Genomic DNA, 18,822 nt, shown 5'->3' with positions numbered 1-18,822 from the left:
GAATAAGAAATCCACCTTTATTCCCCGTCAATTTCTTCGCTCAGGAGGCAGATTGCAAAGTATCTTCGCGCAGGTTTTTGCCTTGCTATTATGTGCTGTGATTTTAGTCTGGTCCTTTAAGCGGATTGGCTTGCCGCCTATTCTGGCTTATTTGCTCACTGGAGTAATTGCGGGCAGTCACGGCATTGGATGGATGAGTGATAGCCAAGAAATTCACTTTATGGCTGAGCTTGGAATTGTGTTCTTACTGTTCAGTTTAGGGCTTGAATTTTCCGTGCCAAAATTAATGGCAATGCGAAACGTAGTATTCGGCTTGGGGAGTTTACAGGTCATTGTGACCACGATCATCGGGATGTTAGTGTTGCGTTTTATGCAATATGAGTGGGTGGGCGCATTTGTGATTGCGAGCCTCATTGCTCTCTCTTCTACAGCGGTTGTGGTTAAGCTGTTAAAAGAGCTGGGGATGCTCAACACACGCCATGGTCAGCTCGGTATTGGCATGTTGTTATTCCAAGATATTGCCGTTGTGCCACTGCTCATCGCGTTTCCGCTTATTTCCTCTGCGAGTAATTCAGAGCTGGCGTCAGCGCTTCTTTTTGCGTTTGCCAAGGGAGCGGTTGTGTGTCTGGTTTTATGGGCAATAGGTAAGTGGTTACTACCTAAAATATTTAACGAAATCGCATTAGTAAGAACAGATGAGCTCTTTGTTTTATCTACTTTAGTTGTTGCCCTGTGCGCGGGTTCGCTCACTTATGCATTCGGACTTTCAATGGCGCTCGGCGCATTTTTAGCGGGCATGATGTTAGGGGAAAGCCAATATCGGCATCAGCTTGAGGCAGAAATTAGACCGTTTCGAGATATTCTAATGGGACTCTTTTTTGTCACAGTGGGTATGCAACTAGATATTCCTTATGTGCTCGACCAGTTTATTTATATTGTTGCAGCACTTGGCGCCGTGCTTGTGATCAAAGTGTTGATCATCGTTGGCGTTGCGCAGTTAATGGGAGAGCGTAAAAAAGACGCTTGGGGCGCTGGTATTTTGATCTGGCAAATGGGGGAATTTGGCTTTGTATTGGTTGCTCTTGCCAGTAAACATCAATTATTAGACAAGAATGAAGTGTCCTTCTTGATCACGCTTGGCGTGTTGTCTATGGCGTTAACGCCTTATCTTATTAGTAAAACCGCGCATATTCTCAATATCTTGGGAATAGAAAAAGACTGGCAACCCGAAGCGCCAAGTGGTTATAACGCGGCTGATTTAAAAAATCATGTTGTGATTTTTGGCTACGCGCGTGTTGGTCAAACTATCGCACGATTTTTACGTCCAGAGGCTATTCCATATATTGCGGTAGAGCGCAACCCGCAAATTGTACAAGACGCACAAATTGCGGGTGAGCCCGTGTTATTTGGTCATGCGGCACAAAAAACACTGTTAAAGTCAGCAAATATTGATAAAGCGCGCTTGGTTATCATTACCTTTGATGACTTTGAACAGACGCAGGTGGTTGTTGACGCCATTCGTCGGCGTACCCACGAAGTGAAGATCTTGGTACGCATGAAAGATGACAGCTACATGGAGCAATTAAAAGCCATGGGCGTCGCAGAAGTTGTGCCAGAAACTTTAGAGGCAAGTTTGATGCTGGTTTCCCATGTGCTGTACATGTCTGGCGTGCCAATGCGCAGGATTTTTCGTCGCGTCAGTAAAGAGCGAGAAAATCGTTATCCGTATTTACATGGTTTTTTTGCTGGAGACAGCAATGATCTGCATGAAGTCACAGGCGAGCGACTAGAATATTTGCATGCCATTGCTTTGCCTGACCATGCATTTGCCGTTAACAAGTCAATCGCTGAGCTTGAGCTCAAGGTTAAGCGCGTTGATATTACTGCATTAAGACGGGACGGCGAAGAAATTGCTCAACCAGATGAGCAAACCATTTTACGCGTTAATGATGTTTTGCTGTTAAAGGGGAAACCCCGCCGCGTTGAACGTGCGGAGCAGTTTTTACTCGATGGCCTGCCATAATAACGTTTCTTAAATTTGTGCTTTTTTAACAGATCGCCGCGTAAAGTGTCCCTACGACATGGAGTAGGAGCAGGTTTACCCTGCGTTCTTGCGCTATCTATGTGCCTTGATCATCAGGTGTATTAAATGACACGATATGCTTTTGCATCAAATGCATTTGAGTAAACAAAAAGGTTTCACCGTTAAAATCTGCCAAGTAGCGGCTGTTACTGGGTACCTCTGCAAGGTGTTGATATATCCCTGCACTGAGATGATAAGACCATAGTTGGTTGTCGTTGTTTACGCCGTACAATATACCGTCTTTATAAACGGCAAATGGCTGCGCTAACTGAGCGCGTAACGCATGGATCTCAGTCGGTACAGGAGCTGTGTTTGTGTTAACAAGCCAAAAACGCTGACTCATATCTTGATAAAGAAAATGTTCACTATCTACTTGCACGGCCCAAACTACATTTTCAGAAACAATGAGCGAGGCTTCTTTGGTATCTTTATTAATAATGTAAAGTCCAGCATTTCCATTCTCCCTTGCTGTGACCAATAACGTCGTTGGCGTTAGCCACTGCAGGACAGAATCAATGGCAAGCGAATTAGCAATGAGGGTTTTATCACCATTTAAAGACCACAACGTGAGTCCTTTTTGCGTTGTGCCAGCTATCTCATTACCCGCAGGAGACCACACAATTCGTTTGCTGATATTGTCATGCTGTGAATCGGTGAGCTGTGAAACACCTTGATCATTGTAAAGCCATATTTGCCTTGAACCAGTACGTGTAGATGTAAAAGCAATATGATCACCATGAGGTTGAAACTGTGGGTTGTCCTCCTTCATTGTTGTTCTGGCTATCTTTGCTGCCGAAGCGGTTTGGTGATTTCGTATTTGAGCAAGACTTAAGGTAAAAATATCGGTATCGGCATTTATCTGTGTCGCTAAGATCTGTTTTCCATCAGCTGAAAAAGAAGCCTCTCTTAGATTCTTTCTGCCCCCAGTATCAAGAGCAATCATTCTCCCGTTGGTTTGCAGTTTATAAAGTCCGTTGGTCGTCGATGCGAGCAAATACTCGCCGCTTGGGTGGTAACTGACTTCAATTGGCTGCAATGGTGACAATTCGTGCGGTAGTACTATCTTTGCCGTGATCGTTGGCGTCTTATCGGGATTGTAAATATTCAGGTGATGAGAGTTGTGCTCATCAATGCTTACCATGGCGAAAACATTTTGATTTGCAAGGTAGTCAAGAGTGTAGTTTTCAAAGTTTGGCAAATACTCGGTAGTGCGGCTTTTTTTTGTTTTTAAATCAAAAAGGTAGGGCACTGCTTGTTTAGGGCGCAAATGAGATAAGTAACTTATCTCGCCGTTTTTCATCCAATTTGCACGCCACATGGGCTTTTCTTGGCAAGCGATAACGGCATGTGGATTTTGTGGTGAGTTGATTGCGGTATCGACATCTAGTGTGTTTAAAGACCAGCAAAAGGGAGACGTCTCTTGAGCCTTGCAATGACTCCGTTCGGTAAAAGTTAGTTGCTTTGCGTCGTGTGACCAACTTGGTTTTCCGTATACGCCCTGGCGAGCGGTTAAACGAGAGGTTTTGTGCGAGACTAGATTTTTTACCCAAAGCTGACTATGGCAATTATCGCTAAAGCGCTGAAAAACAATCCATTGGCCATCAGGTGAGTAGCTGGCATTTGCATCCCATGCGTCACTTGTGGTCATTGGAGTAAAAGTAGGTTGAATAGGCACTCTGGGGTTGGTCTTTGGTTGAATTATAACCGTAAAGAGATAAGCCGTGATAACTACGGCTAGTGCCGCTACCCCAAATTTTGCAGCGCGTGGGCGAGATTTTTGAGTCGCTTTATGCGCGCTCGGCTTATCGTTTATCGACGTAACGGGTGCCTCTAAACTATAGCCTTTTTTACTGTGCGTTTTTATAAACTCTAACTCACTATCAGCATATTTGAATACTTGGCGAATTTGGAAAATGCAGCGCTGCAATGTATTTGGAGAAACAACTCTGTCGTGCCAAACGGTGTTAAGTAGTTGCTCAAAGCTCACCACTTCTCCTGGTTGTTTTGCCAATTCACAAAGCACCGCTATTGCTTTAGGGGGGAGCGCATAAGTCTGTTGGTCGATAACAATATGATTGCGATTTACATCTACAAGGTGATCTGCAATCAAAAACTGCTTTAATTCCATTTTAAAATTCTTTTTTCAGCGAATTATCAGCGAAAAATCAGCAAACTTTGCTGTTTTATCGCCCTGTTTTTTCCTAATGTAACACACTGATAAAAATAAACTAAAAAGGAAAGTCATGCGTTTTATTATTTTGCTAGTGTTAATGCTACTTGCTGCATTGAGCAAGGTGTATGGGCAAACATTAGAACAACAAGCCATCACGATTGGGTCTAAAATAACCTTTGCATCTAAGATATTAAGTGAGAATAGGGAGGTCATGGTTTATACGCCAAATGATTATGACCCTAAGAAACAATATCAAGTGTTGTACTTACTCGATGCTGAATTCTTTTTTACCCAAACCGTGGGTATTGTGGAGTCTTTGGTTAGCACTGGAAAAATACCTGCTACCATCGTTGTTGGGTTGAAAACCACGGTGAGAACTAGAGACTACTTACCGCCAATTAACGGTGAGCCCCAAAGTGATAGACAGCGCTGGATTAAAGAGAAGTTTCCTCAATTTGGCAAGACAGCCGAATTTACAGCCTTCTTAACTCGGGAGTTATTTCCTTTCATTGAGTCGCAATATTCACTCAAACCTAATCGTACGTTAGTAGGGTATTCCAATGGTGGGATCTACGGACTACACACCTTTTTAAATAAGCCAGAGATATTTACTAATTATCTGCTTGTTAGTCCGCCAGGTTGGTGGGGTGAGGAAGAGCTGGATCAGCAGTTTAAAGCACTTAGCAACTCAACGCATGATTTACGTCGCAATCTGTATATTAGTATCGCAGGGGAAGGTGGCGACTTTTACACCAACGGTATGCGAGTTGCGTCAAACCTGAAAGCACTCAGATCAAAAGAGGTAAATTGGCAATTTAGCCTTAAAGAATTGGAAACGCATCAAACTACGTTTTATCCAAGTCTCTATGAAGGATTAACGAAACTTTTTGACGATTTCTACTTTGAGCTCAATGAAGAAGCCGGAAAATATGCGCATATCTCTGATATTGAAGATTATTATCTAAAGCTTTCTAAGCGCTATGAGTTTGATGTGTTAGTGCCAGAGTCTATATACAGAGCACTTGCTGACGCGCAAACCAGCCATAAACGCCTAGACGCTGCGCTCGCGACTTTAAATGCATTTGTCACGCGTTATCCCGACTCGTCTTATGCCCATGCCAGCCTAGGCCATGGATATTTAGAGAACAAAGCGTATAACAAGGCGCTGAAAAGCTTTAATCACGCCTTGCAACTTGCGAAAGCACAGCAAGTCGACGATCCGTCAGTATATGATTATTTCGAAAGCATGATAGCTCAAGCAAAAAGCAAAATCGTGCAGTAAGCTATACAGATCGCCGCGTAAAGCATCTCCTACAACACAAAGTAGGAGCTTGTTCACCCTGCGATCTTGTGCGCTGTTTTTGTTGTTACTGCTCGCTGCGTAAAGCATCTCCTACAACACAGAGTAGGAGCAGGTTCACCCTGCGATCTTGTGCGCTGTTTTTGTTGTTACTGCTCGCTGCGTAAAGCATCTCCTACAACACAGAGTAGGAGCAGGTTCACCCTGCGATCTTGTGCGCTGTTTTTGTTGTTACTGCTCGCTGCGTAAAGCATCTCCTACAACACAGAGTAGGAGCAGGTTCACCCTGCGATCTTGTGCGCTGTTTTTGTTGTTACTGCTCGCTGCGTAAAGCATCTCCTACAACACAGAGTAGGAGCAGGTTCACCCTGCGATCTTGTGCGCTGTTTTTGTTGTTACTGCTCGCTGCGTAAAGCATCTCCTACAACACAGAGTAGGAGCAGGTTCACCCTGCGATCTTGTGCGCTGTTTTTGTTGTTACTGCTCGCTGCGTAAAGCATCTCCTACAACACAGAGTAGGAGCAGGTTCACCCTGCGATCTTGTGCGCTGTTTTTGTTGTTACTGCTCGCTGCGTAAAGCATCTCCTACAACACAGAGTAGGAGCAGGTTCACCCTGCGATCTTGTGCGCTGTTTTTGTTGTTACTGCTCGCTGCGTAAAGCATCTCCTACAACACAGAGTAGGAGCAGGTTCACCCTGCGATCTTGTGCGCTGTTTTTGTTGTTACTGCTCGCTGCGTAAAGCATCTCCTACAACACAGAGTAGGAGCAGGTTCACCCTGCGATCTTGTGCGCTGTTTTTGTTGTTACTGCTCGCTGCGTAAAGCATCTCCTACAACACAGAGTAGGAGCAGGTTCACCCTGCGATCTTGTGCGCTGTTTTTGTTGTTACTGCTCGCTGCGTAAAGCATCTCCTACAACACAGAGTAGGAGCAGGTTCACCCTGCGATCTTGTGCGCTGTTTTTGTTGTTACTGCTCGCTGCGTAAAGCATCTCCTACAACACAGAGTAGGAGCAGGTTCACCCTGCGATCTTGTGCGCTGTTTTTGTTGTTACTGCTCGCTGCGTAAAGCATCTCCTACAACACAGAGTAGGAGCAGGTTCACCCTGCGATCTTGTGCGCTGTTTTTGTTGTTACTGCTCGCTGCGTAAAGCATCTCCTACAACACAGAGTAGGAGCAGGTTCACCCTGCGATCTTTTATGCTTTTACTACCTGTCGAGCTTGCTCAATAAATGCTGCTTAACGGTGGGCCATTCTGAGGCGATAATCGAATACACAACGGTGTCTCTTAGCTCGCCGTTTCTACCGAACTGGTGGCTGCGCAAGATACCATCGAGTTTGGCACCAAGCCGCTCAATGGCATTGCGAGAGGCATGATTAAAAAAGTGGGTTCTAAACTCTACGGCAATGGCGTCAAAATCTTCAAAAAGTTGCTGTAACAGCAAAAACTTACACTCCGTGTTAACCGCTGTTCGACGCATTTTATCGCTGTACCAAGTATAGCCTAGCATGGCACGGCGATTGGCTATATCTGCATTGTAATAGCGGGTGGTTCCCACGATTTCGTTACTGCTATTTAGCCTTACCGCATACGCAAGGTTGCCTTCAGATGCTTGGCTTATCGCAGTGTTAACATAGCGCTCCATATCGTCTGGGGTGGGGACATTGGCATACCAAAGCTTCCATGCTTCACCATCTTTTACTGCCTGTTGCAGGGCATTAATATGGGTTGTTGATAATGGTTCAAGGGTAACATGGTGTCCTATCAGTGGTTTATCAGTTGGCCACATGCGTTACTACTTCCTTATTTTGAGTATTTTGATGGTATCTTGTTTTGCAAGAGATACGGCTAAATGATTTGCGTCAGTCACAAAAGCCAAGGCTGATATATTGGCTAAGGGATTGGTCAAATCATCAAAAGTTGCGATATGTGTGAGCTTGCCCGTTGCGGTAACGCTAAACTCTGCAATACCAGAGCTACTCTCAGAGGCTGCGAACAACCTTTTGCCATCAGCAGCAAGTAACAAGGTGGAGACACCGTTAAGTGGCTTGCCAACTTGGTTTGCATCAATGGTCTGGAGCAAATGATATTGGCCGTTTTGTTGACGCTCAAAGGCTAAAATGCTGTTACTGCCCGCCGCTGCAACATAAAAAACAGTGAAATCTGAGCTTGCAACCAAGGCTTGTGGTTTACTGAGCGCGAGCAGGTTAGTGTCGTTTTTAACGATGCGCTGCTTAACAGTATAAGTATCTTTTGTCTGTTGGCACAGCGTAATGGCATCGTCTTCATAACCTGCGACGATAAGCGCGTTAGCCTCTTTACTTACTAGCACATCCACAGGCCCACCCATGTCAGTTTGCTCAGCGCTATCAATAGGGCCGAGCCAAGTCACGCTGTTTGTAGGAGTGATCCTAAAAGCAGTGACCGTATTGCTTTTATAACTTGGGACAAATGCATAGCGCTTGTCGCCACTTAAGCTAATTTTCCAAGGTGCAAACAAGCTAAGGGTGTCATGAGCTGAGGCATTTTTGGTTGGATCAAACACCACTTTGTAAGACACTTCGTCAGAAAAGGTTTGCACAAGGTTAAACTTACCCGTTTTATCTTTTGCAAACACATTTAATGCACCATCGTAAAAGCTAGTGTTAAGAATGAGATTGCTATTTACGAATACCGCATCGGATGCGCCAGTCAGTAAAAGTGGATGCGCGTCGCTCGATTGAAAGAGTTGATCTTGGACTAGCTGCTTATGTGCATCAAGCGTAAATGTAACCACTGCGTTATCGTCGCCACTTACTGCAACGCCCTGCGTACCTTGGCGATTAAAACGCAGCTGCCTTGGATTATCTAAGCCGCTAAACCCAGCAGTGTTATTTTGGATGATTTGAACAACGTCGAACGTTTGGCTTTGTGCGCTAAATGAAATTGACCCAAGTGCGATAAGCAGAAGTGCGCTTATAGTAGGTTTATACATCTTTTTCACTACCTATTTTTATTTTTGTAAATCTTACTTGAGTTCCAAAAACTCTCTCATTTCGTCCAAGCGGTTCATGCCGTCTTCAAATCCAAGCTCAATGAGTTTTTGTGTATAAGTACGCTCAAACAGCAAGTAACTCGTTAAACTCGACGGAGAATGCTTTTTAACCCCCATGGTTCTGAGTAACAGCTTGATTGCCAACGGCATATCTTCGTAATAATGATCTGCGACTTCATTAAAATTAACCGTTGGCTTGATGAGCATATGATCTACTCGCCTAAGTTCTTTGTGCTTTTCTCTGGCCGGTAGCAAGCTTACCGTACGGTTGACGCGGTCGAGCCGTTCGATGTCTGAATTCAAGGTATCGCTAAACACACTGTCTAGCAGGTGACCGGCGACCACAGACATTCCCGGAAAATGCGGCTCATAACCGAGCGGCTGTGGTAGTTTAGGCTGCTCAACACCGATCACAAAGATTTTATCCGCACCTAAATGAATGGCAGGGCTAAGCGGGGAGAGCTGGTGGATAGAGCCATCACCATAGTAATGATGCTTAACGCGCACGCTTGGAAACACCATAGGTATAGCCGAACTTGCCATGAGTAAGTCGAGCGAAATCGTGCCCGGAACACCTTCGCGCTTTGAGTGCTGCCAAGGTTCAGCATTGTTCGCCTGATAAAACGCCACTGATTTACCAGTAGAATAGCTCGAAACCGTAATCGCGATGGCATCAAGATAATGGCGGTGCAGATTGTGATCGATGCGATTTAAATCAAGCACATTGGCCAGCAGCTTTCGAAGCGGCGAGTTATTTAACAAGCTGGCTGGTGGCTGATTCAGGTACTGCGCTTGAAAGCTGCGCATCATATTGGCAAATAAATGGCCGTATGCACCAGTAAACGAGCTTTTGTACACCATGTCGGTGCTAAAGTTCTTCCAAATATATTCCACTTTTTTCACCGCAAGGTGAAAACAAGATGCGTAACAGGCAATTCCCGCCGAGTTAATTGCGCCGGCAGAGGTACCAGTAATGATCTCAAAAGGGAGGGGAGAAGTACGAGGCATACTTTGCGCAAGCGCCTTTAATACCCCAACTTGATAAGCGGCCCTTGCACCACCTCCAGTCAGTAGTAAGGCAATTTTTTTATCACTCGTTCTGTGCTTTCTCAAAAGAGGCCATCCTGCTGTTAAATTTTATTAATTTAAATTTGGTCTTTTTATGCGTTATTTATCTTTATTGATGTTGTAATGCTTTAGGTGCAAAGAGTTGATAACTCCAGTAAATGCGTTATTTTTAGTAGTAAAGTGCCATTTTGCCCTTAAGCCGCTTATCGGTTGTATTATTTATTCTAGTTGAACCTAGCTAAAACCCAAGTTGTCTGAGTGCACATACCCACGCAACATATTAGGCTATTATTTTGAAATTTAAGCACTAAAGCGCTATGGTGGCACAAACAAATTTTAACAAACTAGTGGTTTAATTTAGTCGCTAATTGGCGCGATTTTGTATTTAATAAAGTGGCAATTTAGCTTAACTTCAATGTACTGAACTTAAGTTCTGTGCTCAAGTATTTTTATTCAGATCAAATGTTTGAACAAGGTGTAGCCAGAGTTTGCACCACAACGCATTTTTTTAGGGTTTCAGCGCGCATTAAGTTATTAGTCAAGTATTTGGTGATAGTTTTACATTAACGCGTATCAACAATGACGAAGAGGGAGTCCCCATGTCAGAGAACCATCAAGAAGGTAATAAAAGGCCTTCTAACAGCCAGTTGTTATTTGCCGCAGTAGTTGTACTAGCGTTGATTATTGTGGCTGTGTTTGTGCTAGCACAAAAAGACACTCCATCGACGGAAAACCAAAAGGTAAAACAAGATATTGTTGTGCCTGAACAAACAGAAACGCCACTGGTCAATACCGCAAGAGAAACACCACCTGAGCAAGTGGTTGAACCTGAAGTAACCTTGCCACCGCAACGAGAGCAAATCGAGCCAGAGCAAGTAGAACCGGTAGAACCTGAAGTAACACTACCACCGCTTTCACAAAGTGATACCGAAATTAAAGAAGCGGTATCGAATTATCTTTCTAATCAAGCGGTAAAATTGCTGGCAGACGATGACGTGATCCGCCGCACGGTAGTTTATGTAGATAACCTAGCAAAGGGTAAAGTGGCAGAAAACCACGCACCAGTGGTGAAGCCGCAAGATGGCTTTAGCGTAATTGATGACGACATTATTATTACCGATCCTAACAGCTACGAGCGTTACACACCTTATGTCGCCATGTTCGACACCATGAGTACCGCGCAAGTGGTTAGACTATATGACCAATACAAACCATTATTTGAAGAAGCATACGAAGAAATAGGCTACGAAGGAGATGCATTCAACGGCACGTTAACGGATGCAATCGACGAGTTGTTGGCAACACCCATTCCAGACACTGCACTGCCTTTGGTAAAAGACTCAGTTACCTATAAATATGCTTATGCAGAATGGGAGCAACTTTCTCCGGCGCAAAAACAGTTTTTAAGAATGGGCCCTGAAAACATGAAGAAAGTGAAAAAGCGCCTAGAAGAAATCAAAATTGCGTTGAACAAATAAGCACACAGCCTCATAAAATCCACAAAAGCTTGGCAAACTGTTTAAACATCACCCAGTTAGCCAAGCTTTTTGACTTTTCCCTTGCATCCCCCTGCAATCTTCGAGATAATTCATCCCGCGCCAAACAAGGCCCTCAATGGTAGTCTTATTGGTCCTCTCGCAACAATAGTACGTGAATCTGGTCAGGTCGGGAACGAAGCAGCCACAGCGTATGATTTGTGTGCCGGGATGTGGCTGGTAAGACTGCCACCCAAACCTCCATACTTGTTGTTGTTTGAAGTGTAAGTTTTATTAATAGCACTTAAAACTATACTAAAACATACTGATTCCTAATCTCTTCAAGTAAAAAGCGCATTCTTTACTCATTGAAACAATAGTATGTTCTTCATTAAATTAGTTAGTGTTTCCATATTGCAGTGGCTCGCCATAGTAATGATTCAAAACTTCTGTTCTAGCCAATACGTATCGTTTATTCAAATCGTTAGATTAAAGCTATCTATTGCTTTTTCGAGCAGTTTTTAGCAGCTCTTCGATCCATCGTATGTTGTTTGTGTGGTAAAAATATTACTGGCGTTTGAAAGCGAGAGTTCGTTTTGTTTTAAGTAGTACCTTATTCATAGTTTAAATCCAATGGGCCTCATGATAAAGGCTCGTTCATTGAGGTTCATTTTTGTAAAAAAGTGCCGTTTGTGCAGTTGTTGAAGAAGTGAAATTATATTTAATCTTTTTGTTGACGACAGTGTTTTCACGGTCTAATTTTTAGATACGCAAGCGTATCGCTTGTCCTTTACCCATTGAAATAGATAGAAGATTTTGAGGATATAGCCTGTGAATTGCAGGCGTTCGTTAAAAAACGAACTCGTCCGAGGGAGCCCGACACTTTCCCACTCAAACCCAGAGTAGAGGTTGACGTCTAGGCTAGGCCGTTTCGAGGAATGGCGTACTCAAAGTCAATTCGATGGATAAGGTATTCCTCGATTCATCCTACAGTATGGGCAGGCCTAGCCTACTAGTAAGAAGCGAAAACATGGAATTAATTGACTACTATGATAAAGATTCAGGGAACTCTATAAGCTCTATCAAAAACTTATGCTTGGCGCTGGATATAAATGAGTCCGAATTGGATGAGATTAGCCAACTTGGTGATGATAGGTATGTAAAGTCAGAAGTGCCGAAGTCTTCTGGTGGTGTAAGGATTGTCTATAACCCCCATCGAACACTAAGAAAAGTTCAGCGGCGTATAAACAACCGTATTTTTAATCCAAAAAGTGGTGCGATAATACGCTGGCCGAGTTTCATTTATGGTTCGATCCCAAATCAGCATCTTTTGCATGGAGAGCTGGAACATAAGGACTACGTAGCTTGCGTAAAAAATCATTGTCTACGTAGTAGTATCCTGAAAGTCGATGTGCAGGACTTTTTCAATAATATTCACATTGATCATGTTGTTGAAATATTTACCAGTTTTTTTAAGTATCCTGATGATGTATCAAACTGCTTAGCGGAACTTTGCTGTTACAAAGACTTTGTTGTTCAAGGAGCCCTAACTTCTAGTTATATTGCTTCGTTATGTCTGTTTGACGTAGAACCTGATGTTGTGAGGAGAGTAAAGCGCAAAGGCTTGGTATATACCAGGTTGGTTGACGATATTACAATTTCTTCGATGGATAGAGACTACGATTTTTCTTATGTAAAAAGCCTCGTCATAGATATGCTTCATGAAAAAGATTTGCCAGTGAATGTTGAAAAAACTAACGTTTTTAGGGTTTCTGAAGGTCCATTATTGGTTCATGGGCTCAGAATTTCGTTTCAAGAACCTCGCTTGCCTGCGGATGAAATTTCTAGAATTCGAGCTTCAGTTAAAAATGTTGAACGTCTTGCGTCTGAACCGAAATTTAGAACGACTCATGCGTATCGACAAGACTACAATCGCTGTATGGGAAGAGTCAATAAGCTAAAGCGAGTGGGACATAATCAACATAAAAAGTTAACTGAACGGTTATTAAAAGTGCACCCAAAGCCGTCAAAGAAAGATTTAAAACGAATCAAGGTCATGATTTCAACGTTAGAGCGAGATTATGAGAAGAAAGGTGATAACTACTGGTTTTATAAAAGGTTTTATAGAGCTCAAGAGCGATTAAACCTTATTGCTAAATCTTATCCTAACTATGTCAATAAATTACGTCCTAGACTAAAAAAAGTGTTTCCTAATTATGATAAAAGTTAATGAGCTAAAAACTAAGTTTTGGTGTTTTAGTATGTTCCCTTTTTTACTTAGCTTGATTGTTTCTATCGTATTTTACATAGCAACTTTTCGTAGTAACAATGTAGGTAACATGGATTTTTGTTTGAGCAATACCTGCACCCAGAATTTTGCTTCTATTTTCGCATCATCAATTAAAGCTTTGGAGATAGGGTTTTCGGTTAGCCTTGGTGTTGCTACTGTATATGGTATTTATATTGCGTTACATAGCTATATAAGCCATCAAGAGACAGCAAAATTCTCAAATCATTTAGCTCACTATCAATTATTTAAAGGATTTCTTTCTACAGAAGCATCGAATACTCTTCGATTATCACCAAAAGCGATTAACTCATTCAAATTTTACAATTTGATCTTTCCAGAATCTAGAGAGGGAGTGTTAACTCCATCTGAAAGCTACATAAACTTTCTGAACCAACTTGATGCAGTGGTAAAGGACAGCAACAGCAAGGTTGTAGACCTGAGCCAAGGGTCTTTTAAATACAAGCCACATCAACAGAAAGTGAAAGAGCTACTTGCTACTGTAGGCATAGAAATTGAGTTTCTTCCAAGAAGAGACTTTTATGAGTTGGAAGGTGACGTTTTTAAACTAGTTGGCAGAGTTAACTCTGAGTTTTGTCATTATGTGGATATGCCAGTACTACCAGACAGGCATTATATTTAGTGGTGCTCTTCTCATTCGATGCATGCATATTCAGCTCTGAATCAATATTAGAAAGCAGAAAAGAAAATGTGGCACGTTAGATCTTAACTAAGTATTCCTTAGTACCAATGAGGGCGCTATACTAAGAGAATCTTAGCTATTGAAGTTAGTAGCTAAGGTACTCATGGAATCACCAACGCCCTTACGCCTAAAAGAAGCCCGCAAAGCAGCTGGGTACACGCAACAGCAGCTAGGCATTGCTTTAGGTATGGAGCCCAACACGGCCAGTGCAAGAATGAACCAGTACGAAAAAGGTAAGCACGCACCAGATTTTACTACGATGAAGCGTATTGCAGATGAGTTGGGCGTGCCTGTGGCTTATTTTTATTGTGAAGAAGACGATTTGGCGGAATTAATTTGTGCATGGAATAATGTTGAACAAGCTGAGCGTGTTAAGTTGCTTGATATTTTTAAGCGTACTGTACTAGAGTCAAAGTCTGAGACGGACAAATAAAAAACTACAACAATGAGAGTTATTTATTGGTGAATAATGGCACCTCAGATCTATATATTAAACGTACGCTTACCAGTGACTCAAATACGTACACTGAGGATGAGTTAGTTAAAGCAGCTGATTACATCGTCGTATTAGCAGAGCCTGGTGCGGGTAAAACTGAGCTATTAAAAAGCTTGGCCAACCAATTAAAAGTAAAACGTGTTTCAGCAAATAGACTGGTGAATTCACAGCAAGTTCACGGTGAAGAGGTTCTTGTCATTGATGCGTTTGATGAACTTGCACAAACTAATCACAGCGGTATCTACCAGCTTTTAGATAGAATCGACGAACTCAAGCCTAAAAAATTGGTAATCTCCAGTCGTTCTAGTGAGTGGGGTGATGGACATCAACACGCATTTGAAGAGTATTTTGAATCTCAGCCGTTGGTAGTGAGGCTAAGTGAGTTTAATGAGGCAGAACAACAGCTACTCTTCTACTCACACTTGCCAAACGAGAGTTTTGAAGCGTTTTATGATGAGGTCCAACGCTTTAATCTAGATGTACTGTTACCGAACCCTCAGTTTCTTGGCATGTTTGCCAATGCGTACATCGAAAGTAATCGAAAGTTTGCAAACAAAAAGTCGATTTTTGAAAAAGCCGTTGAACGTCTTGCTAAAGAGTCTAGGCCATCAATAAATAACCATTTGGTATCAAGCTTATCTCTTTCCAAAAAAATTAGTATTACGAGTGAAATCTTTGCTGGCATTTTACTTTCAGGTTCTGTAGTGGCATAGTTAATTTGGCCACCCATTAAGAAAGAAATGTTATGCTATTTGCATACAAATTTGGGTGAAAAAATGACGAAATTAAAACGCGCAACCTATTCTGCGGCAATCAAATTAGAAACAGCTCAACTTGTAGTTGACCAAGGCTACACACAAGAAGATGCAGCTAAGGCTATGGGGGTTGGTAAATCAACTGTAAGTAAGTGGGTAACTCAATTGAAGCAAGAGCGGAATGGCCAGACCCCCACAGCGTCACCAATGACACCTGAACAAATTGAAATCCGCGAACTTAAAAAGCAAATCCAACGCATTGAATTAGAAAAGGATATATTAAAAAAGGCTACCGCTCTCTTGATGTCCGACTCCCTGAACAATTCTCGTTAATTGAGAAATTAAATCAACGAGAGCGTTACCCAATTAGCGTGTTGTGTAGCGTATTCAATGTGCATCGCAGCAGCTATAAATATTGGGCCATACGGGATACAACGCCTACACCAGAGCAAATAAGGCTAGAAGCTGAAGTTAAAGCCATACATGCAATGAGCGGCGGTTCAGCTGGGGCACGGACAATCGCAGCAATCGCAACGAATAACGATTTTGAATTAAGCCGTTATCGCGCCGCTAAGCTAATGGTTAAACTAAAACTAGAGAGCTGCCAAGTACCACAACATCAATATAAAAGGGGTGGTAATGAGCATCTTGAAATCCCAAATTTGCTAGACAGGCAGTTTGATGTTGTTGAGCCGAATACGGTGTGGTGCGGTGATGTGACGTATATTTGGACAGGCAATCGCTGGGCCTATTTAGCGGTCGTTGTTGATTTATTTGCACGTAAAGTCGTTGGTTGGGCAATGTCGTTGTCGCCAGATACTAGCTTAACGCTAAAAGCGCTTGAACTCGCGTATGAAAGCAGAGGTAAACCAAGTGGATTGATGTTTCACTCAGACCAAGGAAGCCATTATACAAGCTTGAAGTACCGCCAACGTTTATGGCGCTATAAAATTACACAAAGTATGAGCAGGCGCGGAAATTGTTGGGATAATGCGCCAATGGAGCGATTTTTTAGAAGCTTTAAAACGGAGTGGATGCCAAAGGTTGGATACGAAAACTTTAAAGATGCTAAATATGGTGTGAGTGATTATATCAACGGATATTATAACAACGTTAGGCCTCATCATTATAATGCTGGTTTAGCGCCAAATGAATCTGAGGTTAGATACCAAGATTCTAAAACTGTGGCCAAAATTAGTTGACCACTACATGTGAACGTCTTAAATAAATGTGATGTGGTCACCGTTGAGGGGCTAAGAAAGCTGGTATTACACGAGCTTGAATGCTACCAAAAAGATATTAATGGCGGTGAGTACAATACCGCAAACCGGTTTTACAAAACAATCTCAAGCGATACAGTTGTGCATCATGATGAGGTACATTGTATAGAGATTATTGCAGAGTACTTGAAACCAAGACTTGAAAAACACAGTGTCAACCTTGAAACTGAGGACCAGACTAAAGATCAAAATAGAATTGATTTATCCGCTTCAAAAATAATAAACGGCCAGCGAAAGTTATTGGTGATTGAGGCTAAAGGCCAATGGCACAAAGAAATATACACTGCAATCAACACTCAATTAGTGGAACGCTACACAATTCACCCAGACGCCTGTGAGCAGGGAATATATGTTGTGATATGGTTTGGATCAAATGAAAAAGTTGCGGGTTTAAAACGTCATAACATTAATTCAAGTCAAGAGCTAAAAGATGAGCTTACCAAGTCGCTATCCGAGAACTTAAAGTCATTTATCGATATTTTTGTGTTGGATGTTAGTAAACCAGGTAAATAGCACCATAGGAAAAGCTTGGTTGGTTATTGATGAAACATCAACTAGGCGCTCATTTCCCTCAAGTGGAAACATACATGGTTGCAGTTTTCACCATCAAAAATTGCTACTGTGTATAGTCATCAATTAGCTGGCGCCAAGCATCGAGCTTACCGTAATAGGCAGTATGCGGAAGCTTTACCTGTTTCTCATGCTTTTCAAGGATAAGGGTTGGGTAGCCAGTAACCTGAAGCTTTTGCATTAATAGACGGCTTTGCGCGATTTTGGTTTGCTCAGTACCTTGATTTGCCAGCATAGCTCGTTGCCAGTGGTTTTTATCTAGCCCAAGCTCAACGGCTAGCTCCTCTATAGCCTCAGCTCGGTTAACCTGTTTGCCCTCTACATAGTGTGCGTGCTGAATAGTTTTAAGCATGTTAAGTGGCGCTATGCCCAATTGCTCAGCGGTTATGATGGCACGAGCGGTGATGTATGAGTCAAGGATCATCGGATCGTTACTCTCCACCCTTTGGATGTAACCTTTGCCAAACTGCGCGCCTGTTATGCTGGCTATACGCGCATCGCTTGTGAGAATGTGGTTGCGGAACGCTTTCTCTATAGATTGATTAGCAATCATACCTCCAGGATGCAGTTCAAGCTTGAGGTCACTGTTGGCTGCAATTGCATCCAACAGTGCAGTCGCACCGTAACACCAGCCACACATGGGGTCGAAGAAGTAGTGCACTTTTACCATTTCATCTCTCCCATATGTACCTTAGCACCAATACCCAACGCCATAGGTAATCCTGCATCAGGGTAGCGTGCAGACATGCTATCAATCAGCTCAGCGCTATTTTTACTGCTGCTTTTTGCCTGACTAAAGTCGCTTAAATACTGCTGCGAGTAGCTTATGGTACTTGCATCAAGTTTGGTGCCTGCTTTCATGTGACCAGGTATTACAACCTCTGGCTTCAGTGCTTTTAACTCTTTTAATTGGCGACTCCACGCTTGTTGACTGCGTTGGGATTGTGCATCGGCCATCCATAAATGCACATTACCGTAGACTGCAACATTGCCCAGAACCGCTTTACTTGACGGGATCCATAAGTAGGGGTAGTGTGCTAGCTCTGATTGCGTGCCGTGGATCTCTATTTTGTGCCCATCTACAAAGAGTGTATTTCCCTCTACAACTGTTGGAATGTACGGTTTTACAGGAGCATTCGCCCCCATTTTTGGTGTCCAAAATGCTAATTTACCGGCGAGCTTTTCTTCAATCACTGCTTTTACGGCCGCAGTGGTTAGGATCTTAGCTTCTGGGAACAAAGCGTGTAGTGCTTCCGCGCCAAAATAATAATCCGGATCAGCTTGACTGATAAAAATCGTCTTTAAGGTTTTGCCGCTGTCGAGTACTTTGGCTGCTATGCGTAGAGCATCCGCTTTGGTAAAACCTGTATCTACGACCATCACTTCACTCTCACCAATCACCAGCGTTGAATTAACGTGGAAGCTGTTTTTGTCAGCGTTATAAACATCCAGTGTAAGTGGAGCGGTGTTTGCTGCCATCGCATTGCTTGCTAATAAAATCGATGCTGCTATCAATGTTAGGTGTTTCATATCTTTTGCCTCAATAGGTTTAGTACGGAGCAGATGATATGAAATTGATAGGCTCAGAAAAACATG

Annotated in this window: 15 protein-coding genes and 1 other RNA gene; 10 read left to right on the top strand and 6 right to left on the bottom strand. The window is 42.8% G+C overall.

The window, feature by feature from the left end; translation table 11 throughout:
• Nucleotides 1-52 precede the first annotated feature (52 nt).
• Nucleotides 53-2,023 (top strand): monovalent cation:proton antiporter family protein, encoded by a 1,971-nt coding sequence (locus PPIS_RS07920; RefSeq protein WP_010371384.1) that lies wholly within the window; start codon nt 53-55, stop codon nt 2,021-2,023.
• A gap of 97 nt (nt 2,024-2,120) precedes the next feature.
• On the opposite strand, the gene PPIS_RS07915 is transcribed toward PPIS_RS07920, so the two are convergent.
• Nucleotides 2,121-4,211: a winged helix-turn-helix domain-containing protein gene (locus tag PPIS_RS07915; RefSeq protein ID WP_010371385.1), complete on the bottom strand. Its 2,091-nt coding sequence runs from the start codon at nt 4,209-4,211 to the stop codon at nt 2,121-2,123.
• A 115-nt stretch (nt 4,212-4,326) separates the two neighbouring features.
• Here PPIS_RS07915 and PPIS_RS07910 point away from each other — a divergent pair, with 115 nt between their 5' ends.
• Nucleotides 4,327-5,538, top strand: coding sequence for an alpha/beta hydrolase-fold protein (locus PPIS_RS07910; RefSeq protein WP_010371386.1), 1,212 nt, complete (start codon nt 4,327-4,329; stop codon nt 5,536-5,538).
• Nucleotides 5,539-6,765: 1,227 nt separating this feature from the next.
• Here the strand turns inward: PPIS_RS07910 and PPIS_RS07905 are convergent.
• The 3 genes from PPIS_RS07905 to PPIS_RS07895 are packed head-to-tail and all read right to left on the bottom strand — an operon-like array spanning nt 6,766 to nt 9,705.
• Nucleotides 6,766-7,347, bottom strand: coding sequence for a GNAT family N-acetyltransferase (locus tag PPIS_RS07905; protein WP_010371387.1), 582 nt, complete (start codon nt 7,345-7,347; stop codon nt 6,766-6,768).
• Nucleotides 7,348-7,353: 6 nt separating this feature from the next.
• The gene (locus PPIS_RS07900) at nt 7,354-8,532 is read right to left on the bottom strand and encodes a beta-propeller fold lactonase family protein (RefSeq protein ID WP_010371389.1); all 1,179 of its coding nucleotides are present in this window, start codon (nt 8,530-8,532) and stop codon (nt 7,354-7,356) included.
• Nucleotides 8,533-8,565: 33 nt separating this feature from the next.
• Nucleotides 8,566-9,705 (bottom strand): patatin-like phospholipase family protein, encoded by a 1,140-nt coding sequence (locus PPIS_RS07895; RefSeq protein WP_010371391.1) that lies wholly within the window; start codon nt 9,703-9,705, stop codon nt 8,566-8,568.
• 554 nt (nt 9,706-10,259) lie between these two features.
• Here PPIS_RS07895 and PPIS_RS07890 point away from each other — a divergent pair.
• The 8 genes from PPIS_RS07890 (at nt 10,260) to PPIS_RS07855 (ending at nt 17,169) form a co-directional block, all read left to right on the top strand.
• Nucleotides 10,260-11,138: a DUF3014 domain-containing protein gene (locus tag PPIS_RS07890; RefSeq protein ID WP_010371393.1), complete on the top strand. Its 879-nt coding sequence runs from the start codon at nt 10,260-10,262 to the stop codon at nt 11,136-11,138.
• Between the two features lie 146 nt (nt 11,139-11,284).
• Nucleotides 11,285-11,381: signal recognition particle sRNA small type (gene ffs / locus PPIS_RS07885), an RNA gene on the top strand.
• A 784-nt stretch (nt 11,382-12,165) separates the two neighbouring features.
• Nucleotides 12,166-13,365, top strand: coding sequence for a reverse transcriptase family protein (locus PPIS_RS07880; RefSeq protein ID WP_010371395.1), 1,200 nt, complete (start codon nt 12,166-12,168; stop codon nt 13,363-13,365).
• The gene (locus tag PPIS_RS07875; RefSeq protein ID WP_010371398.1) at nt 13,352-14,065 is read left to right on the top strand and encodes a retron Ec48 family effector membrane protein; all 714 of its coding nucleotides are present in this window, start codon (nt 13,352-13,354) and stop codon (nt 14,063-14,065) included. Before PPIS_RS07880 ends, PPIS_RS07875 begins: the two co-directional genes overlap by 14 nt.
• Nucleotides 14,066-14,228: 163 nt before the next feature.
• Nucleotides 14,229-14,558 (top strand): helix-turn-helix domain-containing protein, encoded by a 330-nt coding sequence (locus PPIS_RS07870; protein ID WP_010371401.1) that lies wholly within the window; start codon nt 14,229-14,231, stop codon nt 14,556-14,558.
• Nucleotides 14,559-14,587: 29 nt separating this feature from the next.
• Nucleotides 14,588-15,334, top strand: a complete 747-nt coding sequence (locus PPIS_RS07865; RefSeq protein WP_019647324.1) for an nSTAND3 domain-containing NTPase — start codon at nt 14,588-14,590, stop codon at nt 15,332-15,334.
• Between the two features lie 63 nt (nt 15,335-15,397).
• Nucleotides 15,398-16,578 (top strand): IS3 family transposase gene (locus tag PPIS_RS07860; protein ID WP_096040897.1). Its coding sequence is split into 2 segments (ribosomal slippage): nt 15,398-15,656 and nt 15,656-16,578, totalling 1,182 coding nucleotides; the frame shifts between segments, so codons are not numbered across the junction.
• A gap of 9 nt (nt 16,579-16,587) precedes the next feature.
• The gene (locus PPIS_RS07855; protein WP_248694210.1) at nt 16,588-17,169 is read left to right on the top strand and encodes a hypothetical protein; all 582 of its coding nucleotides are present in this window, start codon (nt 16,588-16,590) and stop codon (nt 17,167-17,169) included.
• Between the two features lie 103 nt (nt 17,170-17,272).
• Here PPIS_RS07855 and PPIS_RS07850 read toward each other — a convergent pair whose 3' ends face one another.
• A complete protein-coding gene (locus tag PPIS_RS07850; RefSeq protein WP_010377443.1) occupies nt 17,273-17,896 on the bottom strand; it encodes a DsbA family protein in 624 nt (207 codons plus the stop codon).
• Nucleotides 17,890-18,756 carry an MBL fold metallo-hydrolase gene (locus tag PPIS_RS07845; RefSeq protein ID WP_010377445.1) on the bottom strand — a complete coding sequence of 289 codons (867 nt, stop codon included), beginning with the start codon at nt 18,754-18,756 and terminating at the stop codon, nt 17,890-17,892. Before PPIS_RS07845 ends, PPIS_RS07850 begins: the two co-directional genes overlap by 7 nt.
• Nucleotides 18,757-18,822: the final 66 nt, after the last annotated feature.

It is taken from the genome of Pseudoalteromonas piscicida (genome assembly GCF_000238315.3).
Taxonomy (GTDB): domain Bacteria; phylum Pseudomonadota; class Gammaproteobacteria; order Enterobacterales; family Alteromonadaceae; genus Pseudoalteromonas; species Pseudoalteromonas piscicida.
The sequence above is the reverse complement of the archived record's forward strand: the minus strand, read 5'-3'. Positions and strand labels throughout refer to the sequence as shown.

What these genes read in the sequence shown, in the direction of transcription:
- PPIS_RS07915 (WP_010371385.1), bottom strand. Translation starts at nt 4,211, where the DNA reads ATGGAATTAAAGCAGTTTTTGATTGCAGATCACCTTGTAGATGTAAAT.
- PPIS_RS07890 (WP_010371393.1), top strand. Translation starts at nt 10,260, where the DNA reads ATGTCAGAGAACCATCAAGAAGGTAATAAAAGGCCTTCTAACAGCCAG.
- PPIS_RS07905 (WP_010371387.1), bottom strand. Translation starts at nt 7,347, where the DNA reads ATGTGGCCAACTGATAAACCACTGATAGGACACCATGTTACCCTTGAA.
- PPIS_RS07845 (WP_010377445.1), bottom strand. Translation starts at nt 18,756, where the DNA reads ATGAAACACCTAACATTGATAGCAGCATCGATTTTATTAGCAAGCAAT.
- PPIS_RS07910 (WP_010371386.1), top strand. Translation starts at nt 4,327, where the DNA reads ATGCGTTTTATTATTTTGCTAGTGTTAATGCTACTTGCTGCATTGAGC.
- PPIS_RS07875 (WP_010371398.1), top strand. Translation starts at nt 13,352, where the DNA reads ATGATAAAAGTTAATGAGCTAAAAACTAAGTTTTGGTGTTTTAGTATG.
- PPIS_RS07850 (WP_010377443.1), bottom strand. Translation starts at nt 17,896, where the DNA reads ATGGTAAAAGTGCACTACTTCTTCGACCCCATGTGTGGCTGGTGTTAC.
- PPIS_RS07880 (WP_010371395.1), top strand. Translation starts at nt 12,166, where the DNA reads ATGGAATTAATTGACTACTATGATAAAGATTCAGGGAACTCTATAAGC.
- PPIS_RS07870 (WP_010371401.1), top strand. Translation starts at nt 14,229, where the DNA reads ATGGAATCACCAACGCCCTTACGCCTAAAAGAAGCCCGCAAAGCAGCT.
- PPIS_RS07900 (WP_010371389.1), bottom strand. Translation starts at nt 8,532, where the DNA reads ATGTATAAACCTACTATAAGCGCACTTCTGCTTATCGCACTTGGGTCA.